Genomic DNA, 16,129 nt, shown 5'->3' on the forward strand with positions numbered 1-16,129 from the left:
GATCCGGCTCACCCTGCATACCCACCAGGATCCCAGCCCACCAGGCAAACCCGCTCACCCCACACCGAAACGACGCCGACTATTTCAGCAGTCTCTTAGGGAGCAGAGGGGGCGGCTGCGCTTCTCGCAACTCAGCTCAGGAAGTGGAGCGGAGGGGCCGCCGCGGCGCGCAGTCAGTCACCCAGCGCTCGCGCGAGCAGTTCCACGTACCGGTCCACATCGGTCATGACATCCGGGCTCGTGGTCACCGAGATCGCGATCCGGTCGCCGATCCCGTGTACGCCGTGGGTCAATCCCTGAGCCGGCGACAGCGCGGGAAATCCTGTGGTGAAGAGGATCTCGCCTCCATCGAGCTCGAGATCGGCAGCCCCGCGGTTCACCGACGAGACCACCGTGACGCCGGTGACCGTCGCCGGCGGGGTGTCGAGGTCGAAGGATCGGATTCCGCATCGGGTCAGGATCGCCGGTGTCGACTCCGACGCCCGACGCTGCGCGACCCGCAACGGGTCCGCCTCGGCGGCGCGAGCGGCGGCGGTCTCGGCACCGATGAGTCGTGCGCGCTCGCCCAGATCGACGACGTCGACGTGCAAGTCAATCCCCGCATTGCGAAAGTGATTTCGCGCTCGACGTTCTCCGCCGCGCCCGACCGTCAGCTCCGCGCCGTATCGCCGATCCCGGTCTCCCAGATACTCCGATAGCGCCACCGAGATCGCGGTGAGTACGGCGACCGTGACCGGCACACCGGGTCCGCTGAGTTGATCACGCGCGACGACCAGCACGCGCAGGCTCCGCCGCGGTCCGGGCGGGACGTTCAACCGAGTCGGCGCATATCCCGCCGTTCCCGGCACGGATGCCGAGGCGAGACGCGCCGCGCGAACCCCTCGCCACGCTGTCGTGACGAACTCGCCGGGGAATCGAAGCACTCCGCCGAGCGCCGAACCGGCGTCGACCATCAGCTCGCGGAAGGGTGAACGCACCTCGGACACCGGTCGTCGTGGAGTGGCGGGAGCCGTGAACCAGTCGCGCGCGATCCGCGACATCCGACGCCCGTCCCCCAGGGCGTGACAGACCTGGAGCACGACGACGACAACCTGACCCGTCGCTGCCGGGACGTCGACGACCGGGCCGATGAGGTGCGCTCGCCACGCCTCCCGCGTGGGATCGAGCGGCTGGGCGATGAGCCCGGCGATCTCCGTCAGACACGACGACCACGTGCGGCTCGACGGGTCCACGCGGACCTGGTCGTCGGCAGGCTGGACGGATTCCCAATACGGGCGGTCTGCCGTGCCCGGGACATCGCGTATCCGGAGGCACAGATCGTCGACGTGCGCCGCCCGGAGCCGGAGTCGCGCCGCGCAGTCCTCGATCGAACTGCGCGGCGCGGCAAAGCAATACACCAGGAACTCGTCGTTCGGGATGCGCTGCGACATCCAGTACGACACCGCGTCCGCCGCGGCCATCCGGTGCATGGCCGCCAGCGTAGCGGCACGGCGTGCTACTTCTGCCCGGCGCTCCAGGCGTACGGCAGGTCGGTGCCGTTGAGCACGTGGTCGCCGACCGCCTGCAGCTTGAAGATCAGCGGGTTGTGCACCGAGATCACCCGCGCGTTACGCCAGTGGCGATCCAGGCGCAGACGCTCGGAGGTGATCGACGCGCCGCCGACCTCGAACAGTTGCGTGGTCGCGTCCAGTACTGCGGGGATGACGGCGGCCTGGGCACGGGCGACGTCGAATTCGACGCGGTCGAGGAGCGCGGCGTCCTCCCAGCCGGCGAGGGCGAGCTCGTCGAGTTCGTCGGCGATGTCGAGGACCAGCGTGCGCGCGGTGTAGGCCGCCGCCGACAACCGGCCGATCACCTGCTGCACCAACGGATCATGACGCGGCAGGTCGGCGGTCGAGTGCGTGAACGTGCGCGTGCGATTGCGCACCCACTCCACGACGTCGTCGGTGGCGCGTGCCGCGATACCCGCGAGCACCGAGAGCTGCACGAGTTGCAGATACGACGTCGCGTAGGTGCGCCCCTCCCCGCCGTAACCCGGGCCGAGCACCCGCTCGGCCGGCACCTCGACGTCGGCGAATTCGGTGGTGCCACTGGCGGTCAGGCGCTGACCGAAGCCGTCCCAGTCGTCGTGCTGGGTGACGCCGTCGGCGTCGGCGTCGACGAGTACCGAGACCCGCTCACCGTCTTGGTCGGCGGCGACGAGGATGTGGTCGGAGTAGAGGCTGCCGGTGCTGTAGTACTTGGTGCCGTCGAGCCGGAACCCGCTGCCGTCGGCGCTCGCCGGATCCGGGGTGAGGCGCGTCTGATACCGGTCGATGGCGCCGACGCCGGGTTCGGTGATCGCGTTGCCGACCAGCGTCCCCTCGCCGACCTTGCGCAACCACTGCTGCGCAACCTCGTCCGGGAGGGCGGCGAGCTGGTCCTCGACGAACGACCAGTGCACCCGCAGGGCCTGCGGGAGATTGGACTCCGCGGCGGCCAGATTGATGAGCAGCCGGAACAGCTGACGGATCGACGCGCCATAACCACCGAATTCCACCGGCACGCGCAATGCGCCGAACTTCGCCTCCCGTAGCCACGAGACCTCGTCGTAGGCGAGCCTGCGGTCGTCCTCACGCTGCACGGCGCCTTCGGCGATCCGGGCGAAGATCGGTGCGAACACCTCGTCGAGCCGCTCGTCGGTCGTTCCGGTACTGGGGAGGGTGGACGTCATCGGTGGTCCTTTCGATCGCAGACTGGTCGGCGACAGTCTGGTCGGCTCGGCACCGGCCGACCACGGTTGCAACCGCGCTGACCGCAACGCTGACGTTCCGGGCGCGTGCACCGCACACTGGCGCTCCGACGCTCGTCGGCCACCTCCGATGAGACCCCGGTCACGCCATGTGTCAATGTTTGGTATGCCAACAACGCTCGTTGATATCGATCCGACCACCCCCGTCGTCGTCGGCGTGGGCCAGGCATCGGAGCGCCTGACCGATCCCGGGTACGAGGCGCTCGGCGAGGCCGACCTCGCCGCCCGGGCGGTGACCGCCGCATTCGCCGACTCCGGAGGCGACGTCGCCGGGTCGATCGACACGATCGCCGCGATCCGCTCGTTCGAGATCTCGAGCCCGTTGTCGTCGTCACCGCTGGGCCGACCGGACAACATGCCGCGCGCGGTCGGCAACCGGATCGGGGTGGACCCACGCCGCGCCGTGCAGGCCGTGACCGGCGGCCAGACCCCGCAGACGATGCTCACCGAACTCGCGGCGGCCATCGCCGCCGGCGACTCCGAGGGGGCCGTGGTGTTCGGAGCCGAGGTGATGTCGACGGTCCGCCACCTCATGTCACAGCCGGAGGACCAGCGCCCGAGCTTCGCCGAGGAGGTCGGTGGACAGCTCGAGGACCGCGGCTTCGGGCTCAAGGGCATCATCTCGGTCGCCGAGATGCGGCACGGCCTCGCGTCGGTGTTGCCGCAGTACGCCCTGCTGGAGAACGCCCGCCGGCACGCCTCCCGCCTGGGCCGCGACGCCTACATCGCCACGATGGGTGAGTTGTTCGCGCCGTTCACCGAGGTCGCCGCCGCCAACCCGCACTCGGCCGCCCCGACGGCGCGCACCGCCGACGAACTCGTCACCGTCACCCCCGAGAACCGGATCGTGTCCGATCCGTTCACCCGGTACATCGTGGCGCGCGATCAGGTCAACCAGGCCGCAGCCGCGGTCGTGATGTCGGTGCGGGCCGCGCAGGCCGCCGGCATCGACTCTGCGAAATGGGTGTTCCTGCACGGTCATTCGTCGACGGTGGAACGCCCGGTCCTGGCTCGCCCCGAATTGTCCTCTGCTCCTGCGGCTCCCGCGGCGGTGCGGCATGCGCTGCAGGTCGCCGGGATCGGGCTCGACGACATCTCCGTCGTCGACATCTACAGCTGCTTCCCGATCGCGGTGTTCAACGTCCTCGACGGGATCGGCATGTCGCCCGACGATCCGCGCGGACTGACCCTGACGGGTGGCCTGCCGTTCTTCGGCGGGCCGGGCAACAACTACTCACTCCACGCGATCGCCGAAGTCGTCAGCCGCGTCCGGCGATCGCCGGGTGACTACGGTCTCGTCGTCGCCAACGGTGGTGTGCTGAGCAAGCATGCCGCGGGTGTCTATTCGACGACGCCGGCACCGTGGCGCCCGGACACCAGCCGTCCGGTCCAGGCCGAGCTCGACGCGGTACCGACCGTTCCCACGATCGCCGACGCCGACGGCGCCGCGGTCGTCGAGACCTACACGGTCATCCCGCAGAAGAACGGCCGCCGCACCGGTGTGGTGATCGGCCGGCTGGTCGATCCGACCGCTCCGGAGGGACTCGGCGCCCGCTTCGTGGCCAATCTCGATTCCGACGACGACGAACTCTTCGACCTCCTCCTCACCGCCGAGGACCCCGTCGGCACGCCGATCGTCGTGCGGTCCTTCGACAAGGGCAATCGGGTGGCCCTGACCGCCGCGGCCATGAACTCCCGGCATCCGGTCGTCGCGCCGGCGTTCCGCGACTCCTACGAGCACGTCGAGATCCGTCGCGACGGCCGGCTGCTCGAGGTGACCATCAACCGGCCCGATGCGCGCAACGCGTTGAACCCCGCCGCGAATGCCGAACTCGATTCGATCTTCGAGGCCTACTTCGCCGATCCCGACCTGTGGGTGGCGATCCTGACGGGCAAGGGCGACAAGGCCTTTTCGGCGGGCAACGATCTCGCGGCGACCGCGGGGCCCGCCGCCCTGTCGGTGCCGAAGAACGGGTTCGCGGGACTCACCTCGCGGCGCAGCCTGCCCAAACCGGTGATCGCGGCGGTCAACGGGTTCGCGCTCGGCGGCGGCTGCGAGATCGCGATGGCCTGTCACATCGTCGTCGCCGACGAGGACGCGTCGTTCGGACTGCCCGAGGTGAAGGTGGGTTTGGCGGCCGCCGCGGGTGGTCTGGTCCGCCTGCCGCGGATGATCCCGCCCGCGCTCGCACGCGACATGATCCTGACCGGGCGTCGGATCTCGGCCGCCGAGGCCGCCGCCGCCGGACTGGTGAGCCGAATCGCCCCGGCCGGAAAGGTTCTCGAGACCGCACGCGGCGTGGCCGAGGAGATCCTGGCCGCCTCTCCGACGTCGGTACGGGCGTCGATCGCCACCATGGAGCAGTCCGACGCCATCACCGACACCGTCGACGCCGTCCACGCCAGCACCTCGGTGCTCGACTCGCTCGTGATCAGCGGCGACACCCTCGAGGGGATCATGGCGTTCGTGATGAAGCGGACGCCGAACTGGAAAGGCCATTAGAGACTCGTCGAAGACGAAAGCGCACGGAAAACGCGCGGATGGTCGTCGGATGCTGAACACTTGACGGCGGCCACTCCGCGCGCTCCCGCGTGTGGGTGGCCCGCTGTTTCGACGTAACAGTCGTGTCCAGAAAGGCGGCACACCATGTCCGGTAGCAGTGAGGCGCGCGGAACCAAGTCCTCCAAACGCACGCCCCCACCACCGTCGTACCGGGTCGATCCCCCCGACTGGACACTGCCGCGGGGCACCATCGTGCTCCTCACGATCGCCGGCCTCGTCGTCGCCATCGGCGGCATCAAATCGGTGGCGTCGCTGGTCGGGCCGGTCTTTCTCGCGCTGATGCTCACCGTCGCCGTCCAACCGGTCCCGAACTGGTTGCGCAAGAAGGGCTTCCCGCGGTGGGCCGCCTTCGTGACGACGGTGCTCCTCGTCTACGGAATCCTCATCGGGCTGTTCGCGGCGCTGGTGTTCTCCGTCGCACGCCTGGCATCGATCCTGCCGCAGTACGACGACAAGTTCGACGACCTCGTCACCAGCTTCCAGAACTTCCTCACCAGCCACGGCGTCAGCCACGACAAGGTGCAGGACATGATCTCCCATGTCGACACCAGCAAGGTCGTGGGTGCCGTGACCGACGTGCTGAGCAGCACGTTCAGCGTGGCCTCGGCGCTCGTGCTCGTCCTCGCCCTGCTGCTGTTCATGGCCGCGGACTCGGTCGGTTTCGACGACCGGATGAACATCCTGGACCGGATGCGCCCCGACATCGCATCGGCCTTCCGTTCGTTCTCGCAGGGGACGCGCAGCTATCTGTGGGTGTCGACGGTCTTCGGCCTGATCGTCGCCGTGCTCGACAGCGTGGCCCTCGCGTTGCTGTCCATCCCGCTCCCCATCCTCTGGGGCCTGCTGTCGTTCATCACCAACTACATCCCGAACGTCGGCTTCATCATCGGTCTGGTCCCACCCGCGCTGCTCGGGCTGCTCGTCGGGGGGCCCACGAAGATGATCGTCGTCATCGTCGTCTACAGCGCGATCAACGTCATCATCCAGTCGGTCATCCAACCGAAATTCGTCGGCGACGCGGTCGGATTGTCGACCACCCTGACCTTCCTGTCCCTGCTCTTCTGGGCCTGGGCGATCGGGCCGCTGGGCGCGATCCTCGCGGTGCCGCTGACCCTGCTCGCCAAGGCCTTGCTCATCGACATCGACCCCGCCACCCGCTGGGCAGACGTGCTGCTGTCGTCGGGCGGGCAGCCGAAGAGCCCGGACCCGACCGAGGCGGGGACATCCGACGACGACACGAGAGAACCCGCGAAGACCACGGGCACGAAGGGTGAAGATCCGCCACCCGGATCGGCCCCGGGCGTCACACTGGAACCGGAAACGTGAGGCGGGCTACGCACCGCGCCGATCATTGGGTAGATTCCCTTTCGACCCCAATCTGACCACAACCGTTTACAGATAGGTTGCGCACCGCTCATGGACATGAACTGGTCTCCGGACGACGCTGCGTTTCGCGACGAGGTCCGCGCGTTCCTCGACGAGAAACTGACCCCCGACCTACGCGCGGCGGGCACGCTGCGCACCAGCGTCTACTCCGATCACGAGGCCTCGATGGAGTGGCAGGCGATCCTGCACGAGCGTGGCTGGGCCGCTCCCGCGTGGCCGGTGCAGTACGGCGGATGCGACTGGTCGCAATCCCAGCACTACATCTTCAGCCGTGAGTCGATCCTCGCCGGCGCGCCGTCGCTGTCGCCGATGGGCATCCGTATGGTGTCGCACGCGATCATGGCGTTCGGCACCGACGAGCAGAAGAACTTCTTCCTGCCGGGCATCCTCGACGGCAGCGTCTTCTTCTGCCAGGGCTACTCCGAGCCCGAGTCCGGCTCCGACCTCGCGTCGCTGTCGATGGCCGCGGTCGACGACGGCGACGACCTCGTCGTCACCGGTTCCAAGATCTGGACCACCCACGCCTCCGAGGCGAACTGGATCTTCTGCCTCGTGCGGACCTCGCGCCAGGAACGCAAGCAGCAGGGCATCACGTTCGTGCTCATCGACATGAACTCGCCGGGCATCGAGGTGCAGAACCTCGTGTTCGCGTCCGGCGAGCAGGTGCAGGCGCAGGTCTTCTTCGACGGCGTGCGCGTGCCCAAGAAGAACGTCCTCGGCAAGATCGACGAGGGGTGGACCGTCGCGAAGTACCTGCTCGTCTTCGAGCGTGGCGGCGGCGCGGCCGCCCCGGCGCTGCAGGTCATGGCCGAGCAGCTCGGCCGGGACGCGGCGTCGGTGACGGCGCCGAACGGCGGCCCGCTGTCGGAGGATCCGGCCTTCGCGGCCAAGCTCACCGACCTGCAGGTGCGCGCGAAGATCCTCGAGGTCCTCGAGTACCGCGCGCTCGCCGCGATGAGTTCGGGCAAGGACCCCGGCTCCATCGCGTCGATGCTGAAGATCCTCGGCACCGAACTGAGCCAGGAGATCACGACCCTCAGCCTGGAGGCCGCGGGACCGCACGGACGGGTCTTCCAGCCGCACGCCACGAAGCCGGGCGGACCCATCTTCCAGTACACCCCGCCCACCGACGGCTACGTCAGCGGCGAACCGTGGCAGGCCGTCGCGCCGCTGCACTACTTCAACGACCGCGCGGGCTCGATCTACGCCGGCAGCAACGAAATTCAACGAAACATCCTCGCCAAAGCGGCTCTGGGTCTCTGACGGGTCACAGGAGATAACCAATGGACTTCACACTCACACCCGAACAGCAACTGCTGTCCGACGGTCTCGACAAGTTCCTCGACGCGCGGTACGACCTCCAGGTCAGCCGCGACGCCGCGAAGGTCGGCGAGGGCTGGCAGCCGAAGATCTGGAAGGCCTTCGTCGAGGACCTCGGGGTCGTCGGCGCCTGTCTGCCGGAGGACATCGGCGGATTCGGCGGCGGCCCCGAAGAACTGATGGTCGTCACCGAAGCGCTCGGGCACGCCCTCGTGGTCGAGCCGTTCGTCGACACGGTCGTGCTCGGTGCGGGCCTGCTGCACGCGACCGGCAACCCGGTCGCCCTCGAGGCCGCCGGTCGCATCGCCGAGGGCGAGGCGCTCAGCGCACTCGCCGCGCTCGAAGACGGCTCGGGCGGGGTCCTCTCCCGCATCGAGACCTCCGCCGACCGGGACGGCGACGAGTGGGTTCTCAACGGCACCAAGGCCGTCGTCACCACGGCGCCGCTCGCCGACTACCTGATCGTCAGTGCCCGCACCGCGGGCGAACCCCACGATCCCGCCGGCGTCTCGCTGTTCCTGATCGATCTCGCCGACGGCGGGCCGACGGGGCTCGAGCTGCACAAGCTGCGCACCATCGACGACCGCCAGGCCGCCGACATCACGTTCACCGACGTGCGCCTGCCCGGCGACGCGCTCATCGCCGACGAGAACGCCATCGAGATCCTCGAGAAGGCGTGGGACACCGCGACCGCCGCGGTCGTCTCCGAGGCCGTCGGCCTGATGCGCAAGGTGTTCACCGACACCGTCGAGTACTCCAAGCAGCGCGAGCAGTTCGGGGTCCCGATCGGCAGCTTCCAGGTGCTGCAGCACCGGATGGTCGACATGCATCTCGAGCTCGAACAGTCGGTCGCCGCACAGTATTTCGCGATCCTGTCCCTCGAGGGCTCCCCGGCGGAACGGGCGGCGGCGGTCTCGGCCGCCAAGGCCACCGTCAGTCGCGCCGCCCGGTTCATCGGACAGAACGCGGTGCAGTTGCACGGCGGCATGGGGATGACCGAGGAGTTGGCGATCGGCCATTACTTCAAGCGTCTCACCGCCATCGAGTACGAATTCGGCACCGCGGACGCCCACCTCGCCCGTTTCGCGACCGCCACCGCGCAGATCGACGCCTGACCGCATCGTCGAATCGCCACCTCCCGGTTCCGGAGGTGGCGATTCGGCGTTCGGGCCTGACTCAGCTGTCGGTCCAGACCGGCTTCCGCTTCTGCAGGAACGCCGACATACCCTCCTGCGCATCGCAGGTCATCGCATTGGTCGCCATCGTCTCACCCATCTCGTCATACGCCGCCGACTCGTCCAGCTCGACCTGCCGGTAGAACGCCTGCTTGCCGATGGAGACGGTCCGCGCACTCGACCCGGCGATGTGCAGAGCCAGTTCCCGCACCGAGTTCGCGAGCTCGTCGTCGTCGACGACACCGCTGAGCAGCCCCCAGTCCGCGGCGGTCTCGGCACCGATCGGTTCGCCGGTGAGCAGCATGTGCATGGCGCGTTTGCGCCCGATCGCGCGGGACAGCGCGACCATCGGCGTCGAGCAGAACAACCCGATCCGCACACCCGGCGTGCTGAACCGCGCGCTGCGTCCCGCGACCGCCAAGTCACACGTCGCGACCAGTTGACACCCCGCCGCGAAGGCCATGCCGGCGACTTCGGCGATGACGGGCTGCCGTACCTCGTGGACCGTCCGCATCAATTCCGTGCACGTCGCGAAGACGGCCCGCTCGTCGTCGAGGGTCCGGTCGACGAGTTCACCGAGGTCGTGCCCGGCGGAGAACGCGGGTCCGAGCGCCCGGATCACGATGACCCGCACGCGCGGATCGTCGTCGAAGTCCCGAAGCGCGGCGGTGATGGCGCGCATCGTGCTCGTGGACAGCGGGTTACGACGCCGCGCGTCCCCCAGCGTGATCACCCCGAGGGGTTCGGCGATCTCCGTCGACACCGCCTCGTGCAGGATTTGTTCGGTCATGCCCCGACACTATGCAGTGCCGCGGGAATACGACGTCGGATCGATCGTTGTGTCTCCTCGTGACCAGTACCGCGCTCTTCGAACCGATCACCCTCCGCGATGTCGCGATCCCCAACCGGATCTGGCTCGCCCCGATGTGCCAGTACAGCTGCTTCGCCGGCGACGGGGTGCCCACCGACTGGCACCTGACGCATCTCGGTTCCCGAGCTGCCGGCGGCTTCGGACTGATCCTCACCGAGGCGGCGGCCGTGGTGCCCGAAGGTCGGATCAGCGCACACGACGCCGGTCTGTGGAACGACGACCAGGCCGCTGCCTGGGGACGCATCGTCGACTTCGTCCACTCGCAGGGCTCGGTCATCGGCACCCAGCTCGCCCACGCCGGACGCAAGGCCTCCACCTACGCGCCGTTCGACGACCGCTCCGGCGCCATTCCGCTCGACGACGGCGGCTGGACGACATTCGGCCCGTCCGACGTCGCCTTCGAGGGTCTGCCCGCCCCCACCGCCATGACGACCGAGCAGATCGCCGAGGTCGTGGACGCGTTCGCACAGGCCGCCCGTCGCGCCGACGACGCCGGGTTCGACGTCGTCGAGATCCACGCGGCGCACGGCTACCTGCTGCATCAGTTCCTCTCCCCGTTCTCGAACCGGCGCACCGACGCCTACGGTGGCGACTTCGAGGGACGTACGAGGCTCACCCTCGAGATCGTGGACGCGGTCCGCGCGGTGTGGCCGTCGTCGAAGCCGCTGTTCGTCCGGGTGTCCGGCACCGAATGGACCGAGGGTGGGTGGGATGTGGACGACTCCGCCCGTCTCGCCGCTCTCCTCGCCGGCCGCGGTGTCGACCTCGTGGACGTCTCCTCGGGTGGCAACGTCCTCGCCGACATCCCCGTCGGACCCGGCTACCAGGTCGACCTCGCCCGGTCGATACACCGCCAGTCGGGTGTCCCGACCGCGGCCGTCGGCCTCATCACCGAACCCGATCAGGCCGAGAAGGTCGCCGGCGACGACGACATCACCGCCGTCTTCTTCGGACGCGTCGCGCTGCGGGAGCCGTCGTGGCCGCTCCGCGCCGCACACGAGCTGGGCATCGACAAGCGCGAGGCGCCGTATCCGCCGCAGTACCAACGCGGTTCGTGGCACTGAGCACGGTCCCCGCTCCCTGAGGAGGCCCGGAGCTTGCGGAGGGCCGTCACGAAGGGTCTAGTCACACCGGCCGCGGCAACACCAGCGCGAGGGACGCCGCGGTCGCCGGCTCGATGATCGATGCGAGCGGGGCGCCGGATTCGACGGCACCGGCGGTCAGCTCCCGGAAGCCACCCCACAGGAAGATCGCGCGCTGACGGTCCATCGGCACCACCCCCGCCGCGGCCATCGTCGGGGTCGACGTGAGGCCGACGAAGAGGTCGACCCACGCTTCCAGGGCCTCGTCCTTGACCGCCTGGGCGGCGCTGCCGAGCGCGGGCAACTCGCGGATCCCGAAGGGATACAACGTCCTCGTGTCGATCGCCCTGCTCCACGACGACAGCAGCGAATTCGCGCGGCCCGAGGTCTTCGACCCGACCCGTTTCCTGGGCACCAAGCCTCCGTCGGCCTGGCTGCCGTTCGGCGGCGGCACGCGGCGGTGCATCGGGGCGGCATTCGCGACCATGGAGATGGACGTGACCCTGCGGACACTGCTGGCGGACTTCCAGCTGCTGCCGACGAGCGCCAAGTCCGAACGCTGGTTCTCGCGCGGGGTGGCGTATGCCCCGTCCCGCGGTGGTCGTATCGCTGTCGTTCCGCGCTGACCCCAGCTCGACGCCCGGGGGCCGACGTGACGAGCCCCACATTCACGCTGTGACCTTCGTCATCGAACGCGGCCGAACATCGGCGACGGCGAGCCCCCGCCGAATTGCGGTATGCGCTGCGAATTCGCCGTAAAGCTAACAGCGTTATCTCGGCGTTATCCGAATCGCCCAGGTCACGGACTCGACGTGACCAAGCCGTTACCCAACCCGTATGGTCGCCCACGGTCCGAGATCAACCGCCCTGCCAACCCCGGGGTGGTGAGGAGGAACGAAGACCATGCGAATGACCAAGACCCACATGACCAAGCTCGTCGCCCGCGCCGCCATCGTCGGCGCACTGACTGCCGCCCCCTTCGGGATGCTGGCGTCCACCGCGCACGCAGCAGGCGGCAACTGGGACGCGGTCGCCCAATGCGAGAGCGGCGGCAACTGGGCCATCAACACCGGCAACGGCTACTACGGTGGCCTCCAGTTCTCGATGAGCACCTGGCAGGCCAACGGCGGAACCGGTAACCCGGCCGACGCCTCGCGCGAGGAGCAGATCCGCGTCGCGGAGAACGTGCTCGCCACCCAGGGCCCCGGCGCCTGGCCGGTGTGCGGCGCCAACCTCTGACGCAGGCACCGGCGCAGCACGTGCCGTGAGGCCGTGCAGTCATTGACACGACGAGGCCGGCGGGTCCTTTTCAGGACTCGCCGGCCTTGTTGCGTCTGCCGCTGTCTACGGCGTGGGCGCGGCGTCGTCGCCGCTGTCCCCGATCGTCGTGTCCAACGCACTCACCGCGATGCCGTACGGCAGGAACCGCACGTTGCGTCGTGGATCGGTGTTGGTCTTGTTGGCGCGCAGGGCCTCGAGTTCGGTCGCGTAGACCTGCTCGACGCGGGCACCGCCGTCGTCGTCGACGACGAACACCGCCCAGACACCCGAGCCGGCCTCACCGGTGGTCTCCTCACGGGGCTTGGTGCGAGTGCGGCCGCGGGCGGCCTCGTCGAAGAACATCGAGAAGGCTGCCGGTCCGGCCTGCCCCTCGAAGAGCTTGCCGAACACGTCGCGCAGTCCGTCACCGGCTTCGCGCGCAAATCGGTCGAAGTCCTCGGGGCCGAAATTGAACGGTCCGCCGGAGCCGCTGTTGTCGGTCATGATGTTCCTTCCTCCGGCCACCCTGACGAGCCGCCGGTCAACGCTGTCCAGTGTCCTCAGGAATCAGTGGCTCCGCCACTCCGGTCCTCACCGCCACTTCGGTCCTCAGGAATCAGCGGTTCCGCCACCCGCGTTCTCCGTCTCGTCGAGCCGCTGGTGCAGGCGTGCCCGAACGTCGTCGGCCGAATAGGACTTCCGCTGCCGCTGGTCACGCGCGACCATCACCCCGCCGGTGGCCACCCCGACCGCGCCCGCCAATCCCAGCCATTTCCACAGGTTCCTCATGCGGGCAGGATAGGTCGCGCGGGCGTCGTGCGTGCTCCGGACGCATTAGCCTGCTCTCGTGCCCACCAGCAGAATTCTCCTCGGCCGAGACCGCGCCGACGCCGGTATCTCGTTGACCGACGCACTCGACGCCACCCGCACCGGCGACATCTGGCTCTTCCGCGGCCATTCCGGACCGGACCGGGCCATCCGCACCCTGACCAACGCGCCCGTGAACCATGTCGCGATGGCGGTCTGCATCGACGATCTGCCACCGCTGCTGTGGCACGCAGAGCTCGGCGATCGGCTGACCGACGTGTGGACCGGATCGAATCATCGCGGCGTGCAGCTACACGACGCTCGAGAAGCCGCGGAGCAGTGGATGATTCGCTACAAGCAGGCGTGCTGGTTCCGACAGCTCACGCCGGAGGTCTCCCCGGATCAGGAGAACGCTCTCCTCAAGGTGATCGCCGAACTCGACGGGACGCCGTTCCCGACCACCGCGCGCCTGGCCGGCCGGTGGTTTCGCGGCCGGGTGCCCAACTCGACCGACCTCGTCCGGGGCATCCCCTACCTCGACCGCAAGGTCCGTCAACGACGCGACGAACGGCAGCAACGGAAAAGCCAGAACACCGAGGGCGTCGGATTAGAAGCCGCCTACTGCGCCGAGGTGGTGGCCATCACCTATCGGGAGATGGGCATCCTCGACGCGTCCAAGGACTCCAACTGGTTCGACCCCGGGCGATTCTGGAGCGGCGACAATCTCCCCCTCCACGCGCCGCACGAACTCACCCCCGAGATCGGAGTCCGGCTGGACTGACGACGGCGCGGACCGGGCCGACCGTCATCTCCCTCCGAAGGCCCGGAGCGTCGCCTCGACGAGTGCGTCGGCGTAGATGTCGGTCAGCGGGCCACTGCGGTGCAACCACCGCTGGAACAACGGGGCGTAGAGCATCTCCAGAAACAGGTCGAGGTCGGTGTCGGGGGGCAGCTGGCCCGCCCGCTCGGCCGTGCGAAGCCGAGCCTTCTTGGCGTCGTCCAGCGGTCGCGACAGCTTCTCCCGGTACTCCGCCGCAAGGTCGGCGTCATTCGCGATCTCCGTGTTCACCGCCCGGATCAGGCGATCGAAGGACGGATCGGCGAACTCTGCCACCGTCTCCCGCATGACCTGTTTCAGGTCCGCCTCGAGATCTCCGGTGTCCGGCAGTTCGACCGACTGCCCGTCGGCCCCCTCGCTCAGCGCGAGCACCGCTGCGAAGACGACCGCGCTCTTCGACGGCCACCGTCGATAGATCGTCTGTTTGCCGACACCGGCCCGGGCCGCGATCGCCTCCACCGTGACCTTGTCGTACGACTGCTCCACGACCAGGGCTCGGGTCGCCTCGAGGATCGCTTGGCGAGACCGCTCTCTGCGGCGTGAGTGATCGGGACCTGCAGCTGTCGTCATGGCACTTGCCGCCGGCGACGAGGTCGTGGCAGTCGCCCGCAACATCGAGCCGCTGGCCTCGCTGGCCGCGCGACATCCCGGTCGACTCCGTCCCCTGTCGCTCGACGTCACGGACCGGCAGGCCGTGTTCGACGGCGTCGATGCAGCGGTCGCCGCGTTCGGCCGACTCGACATCGTCGTCAACAACGCCGGCGGAATGCTCTACGGAATGGTCGAGGAGGCCACCGAGGCCCAGATCAGAGCACACCTCGACCTGAATTTCTTCGGCGCCGTCTGGGTAGCTCAGGCCGTGCTGCCCCACCTGCGCGCCGGCGGCGGCGGGCGCCTGCTGCAGGTGACGTCGATGGGCAGCGGCGGAGGAATGGCCACCGTCGGTTTCTACGGAGCGGGCAAGGCCGCGCTCGACTCGGTCAGTGAGGCGCTGGCGATGGAGGCCGAGCAATTCGGCGTCAAGGTCACCATCCTGCAGATGGGCGGTTACGACACCGGGTTGTTCACTGCCGGTACGACGAACACCGAACCGATGCCGGAGTATCGGGACCTGCGAGCCGAGATGGAATCGTCGTGGGGTGACGACGCCGGACCGCCACCGGCCACGGCCGCGCCGGTCATCTTGGAACTCGTGGCGCTCCCCGACCCGCCTCGGCGCCTGATCGTCGGCAGCCAGTCGTTCGACCACGTGCTCGAGATGGACCGCGCACGTGACCGGGGCTATCACGAGTGGGAGCACCTCAGCCGGCAAGCGCCCGGCTGAGGTGACCCGCGCGTCGTGCTAGATCGTCATCGCCTCGCGCACCGCACTTTCGGCGGCCGTACCGCCCTCACCCGACGACGTCACGCGGCCGCTCTCCAGCACGTAGTACCGCTGCGCCGCCTCGAGGGCGAACCCGATGTGCTGTTCGACGAGGAGCACGCCCAGCCCACCGCGCTGGGTGAGCGTGGTGATGGTCTGCTCGATCTCGGCGACGACCGACGGCTGGATGCCCTCGGTCGGCTCGTCGAGGATGAGCATCCGCGGCTCGGTGATGAGCGCGCGCGCGATCGCCAGCTGCTGACGCTGGCCGCCGGACAACAGGCCGGCGCGTCGTCCCAGCAATTCCTTGAGTGCCGGGAACATGTCCAGCATCTCGGCGACCAGCTCCTTGCCGCGTTTGCGGCCGTCGGCCACCACCTGCAGGTTCTCGGCGGTGGTGAGATGGCCGAAACTCTGCTGCCCCTGGGGCACATAGGCGATGCCGTGCCCGACCCGTACGCTCGGACGCGCCCGGGTGATGTCGACGCCGTCGAACGTGATGGTGCCCTTGGTGGTCTTCACCAACCCGACGGCCGCGCGGAGCAGGGTCGTCTTCCCGGCCCCGTTGTGTCCCATCACCGCGACGACGCCGTCGGTCGGTACCTCGATGTCGACCCCGTGGATCACCTCGGTCCGACCGTAGCCCGCATGGACTCCGGAGATCTTCAGCATG

The 16,129-nt window shown here is 68.7% G+C and carries 16 protein-coding genes and 1 pseudogene; 9 read left to right on the plus strand and 8 right to left on the minus strand.

Features of this window, described 5'->3' with window-relative positions; all coding sequences use genetic code 11:
* Nucleotides 1-173: 173 nt before the first annotated feature.
* Both ACFVHY_RS23455 and ACFVHY_RS23460 read right to left on the minus strand, forming a co-directional pair.
* Complete coding sequence (locus ACFVHY_RS23455; protein WP_390275771.1) at nucleotides 174-1,469, minus strand: wax ester/triacylglycerol synthase domain-containing protein; 1,296 nt, start codon at nucleotides 1,467-1,469, stop codon at nucleotides 174-176.
* A 26-nt stretch (nucleotides 1,470-1,495) separates the two neighbouring features.
* The gene (locus ACFVHY_RS23460; RefSeq protein WP_390275772.1) at nucleotides 1,496-2,713 is read right to left on the minus strand and encodes an acyl-CoA dehydrogenase family protein; all 1,218 of its coding nucleotides are present in this window, start codon (nucleotides 2,711-2,713) and stop codon (nucleotides 1,496-1,498) included.
* Between the two features lie 175 nt (nucleotides 2,714-2,888).
* Between ACFVHY_RS23460 and ACFVHY_RS23465 the strand changes: the two genes are divergently transcribed.
* From ACFVHY_RS23465 to ACFVHY_RS23480, 4 genes are all read left to right on the plus strand, one after another.
* A complete protein-coding gene (locus ACFVHY_RS23465) occupies nucleotides 2,889-5,294 on the plus strand; it encodes an acetyl-CoA acetyltransferase (RefSeq protein WP_390275773.1) in 2,406 nt (801 codons plus the stop codon).
* Between the two features lie 144 nt (nucleotides 5,295-5,438).
* Nucleotides 5,439-6,680 carry an AI-2E family transporter gene (locus tag ACFVHY_RS23470; protein ID WP_259937080.1) on the plus strand — a complete coding sequence of 414 codons (1,242 nt, stop codon included), beginning with the start codon at nucleotides 5,439-5,441 and terminating at the stop codon, nucleotides 6,678-6,680.
* A 90-nt stretch (nucleotides 6,681-6,770) separates the two neighbouring features.
* Nucleotides 6,771-8,003, plus strand: coding sequence for an acyl-CoA dehydrogenase family protein (locus tag ACFVHY_RS23475; protein ID WP_259937079.1), 1,233 nt, complete (start codon nucleotides 6,771-6,773; stop codon nucleotides 8,001-8,003).
* Between the two features lie 20 nt (nucleotides 8,004-8,023).
* Nucleotides 8,024-9,175, plus strand: a complete 1,152-nt coding sequence (locus tag ACFVHY_RS23480) for an acyl-CoA dehydrogenase family protein (protein WP_058252504.1) — start codon at nucleotides 8,024-8,026, stop codon at nucleotides 9,173-9,175.
* Nucleotides 9,176-9,236: 61 nt separating this feature from the next.
* On the opposite strand, the gene ACFVHY_RS23485 is transcribed toward ACFVHY_RS23480, so the two are convergent.
* On the minus strand, nucleotides 9,237-10,025 hold the full coding sequence (locus tag ACFVHY_RS23485) for an enoyl-CoA hydratase (protein WP_165629790.1): 789 nt from the start codon (nucleotides 10,023-10,025) through the stop codon (nucleotides 9,237-9,239).
* 59 nt (nucleotides 10,026-10,084) lie between these two features.
* Here ACFVHY_RS23485 and ACFVHY_RS23490 point away from each other — a divergent pair, with 59 nt between their 5' ends.
* On the plus strand, nucleotides 10,085-11,170 hold the full coding sequence (locus ACFVHY_RS23490; RefSeq protein ID WP_390275774.1) for an NADH:flavin oxidoreductase/NADH oxidase: 1,086 nt from the start codon (nucleotides 10,085-10,087) through the stop codon (nucleotides 11,168-11,170).
* Nucleotides 11,171-11,231: 61 nt separating this feature from the next.
* On the opposite strand, the gene ACFVHY_RS23495 is transcribed toward ACFVHY_RS23490, so the two are convergent.
* Nucleotides 11,232-11,516 carry a hypothetical protein gene (locus ACFVHY_RS23495; RefSeq protein ID WP_390275790.1) on the minus strand — a complete coding sequence of 95 codons (285 nt, stop codon included), beginning with the start codon at nucleotides 11,514-11,516 and terminating at the stop codon, nucleotides 11,232-11,234.
* On the opposite strand from ACFVHY_RS23495, the pseudogene ACFVHY_RS23500 reads away from it, so the two are divergent.
* Nucleotides 11,488-11,814, plus strand: a pseudogene (locus ACFVHY_RS23500) (cytochrome P450); the annotation flags it as partial. The gene ACFVHY_RS23495 and the pseudogene ACFVHY_RS23500 overlap by 29 nt on opposite strands.
* 277 nt (nucleotides 11,815-12,091) lie before the next feature.
* Nucleotides 12,092-12,427, plus strand: coding sequence for a transglycosylase family protein (locus tag ACFVHY_RS23505; RefSeq protein WP_058252500.1), 336 nt, complete (start codon nucleotides 12,092-12,094; stop codon nucleotides 12,425-12,427).
* 105 nt (nucleotides 12,428-12,532) lie between these two features.
* Here ACFVHY_RS23505 and ACFVHY_RS23510 read toward each other — a convergent pair whose 3' ends face one another.
* Together ACFVHY_RS23510 and ACFVHY_RS23515 are read right to left on the minus strand one after the other, a co-directional pair.
* Nucleotides 12,533-12,952: a hypothetical protein gene (locus ACFVHY_RS23510; RefSeq protein ID WP_058252499.1), complete on the minus strand. Its 420-nt coding sequence runs from the start codon at nucleotides 12,950-12,952 to the stop codon at nucleotides 12,533-12,535.
* A gap of 105 nt (nucleotides 12,953-13,057) precedes the next feature.
* Complete coding sequence (locus tag ACFVHY_RS23515) at nucleotides 13,058-13,237, minus strand: hypothetical protein (protein ID WP_390275775.1); 180 nt, start codon at nucleotides 13,235-13,237, stop codon at nucleotides 13,058-13,060.
* Nucleotides 13,238-13,295: 58 nt separating this feature from the next.
* Here ACFVHY_RS23515 and ACFVHY_RS23520 point away from each other — a divergent pair, with 58 nt between their 5' ends.
* Complete coding sequence (locus tag ACFVHY_RS23520) at nucleotides 13,296-14,036, plus strand: guanylate cyclase (RefSeq protein WP_065631045.1); 741 nt, start codon at nucleotides 13,296-13,298, stop codon at nucleotides 14,034-14,036.
* Nucleotides 14,037-14,060: 24 nt separating this feature from the next.
* Here the strand turns inward: ACFVHY_RS23520 and ACFVHY_RS23525 are convergent, their stop codons facing one another.
* Nucleotides 14,061-14,663: a TetR/AcrR family transcriptional regulator gene (locus ACFVHY_RS23525; protein WP_065631046.1), complete on the minus strand. Its 603-nt coding sequence runs from the start codon at nucleotides 14,661-14,663 to the stop codon at nucleotides 14,061-14,063.
* On the opposite strand from ACFVHY_RS23525, the gene ACFVHY_RS23530 reads away from it, so the two are divergent.
* A complete protein-coding gene (locus ACFVHY_RS23530; RefSeq protein ID WP_390275776.1) occupies nucleotides 14,662-15,417 on the plus strand; it encodes an SDR family NAD(P)-dependent oxidoreductase in 756 nt (251 codons plus the stop codon). The genes ACFVHY_RS23525 and ACFVHY_RS23530 overlap by 2 nt on opposite strands.
* A gap of 18 nt (nucleotides 15,418-15,435) precedes the next feature.
* Here the strand turns inward: ACFVHY_RS23530 and urtE are convergent, their stop codons facing one another.
* On the minus strand, nucleotides 15,436-16,128 hold the full coding sequence (urtE, locus tag ACFVHY_RS23535; protein ID WP_068970915.1) for an urea ABC transporter ATP-binding subunit UrtE: 693 nt from the start codon (nucleotides 16,126-16,128) through the stop codon (nucleotides 15,436-15,438).
* Nucleotide 16,129 lies beyond the last annotated feature (1 nt).

This window comes from Gordonia sp. NPDC127522 (assembly GCF_042672305.1).
Taxonomy (GTDB): domain Bacteria; phylum Actinomycetota; class Actinomycetes; order Mycobacteriales; family Mycobacteriaceae; genus Gordonia; species Gordonia hongkongensis.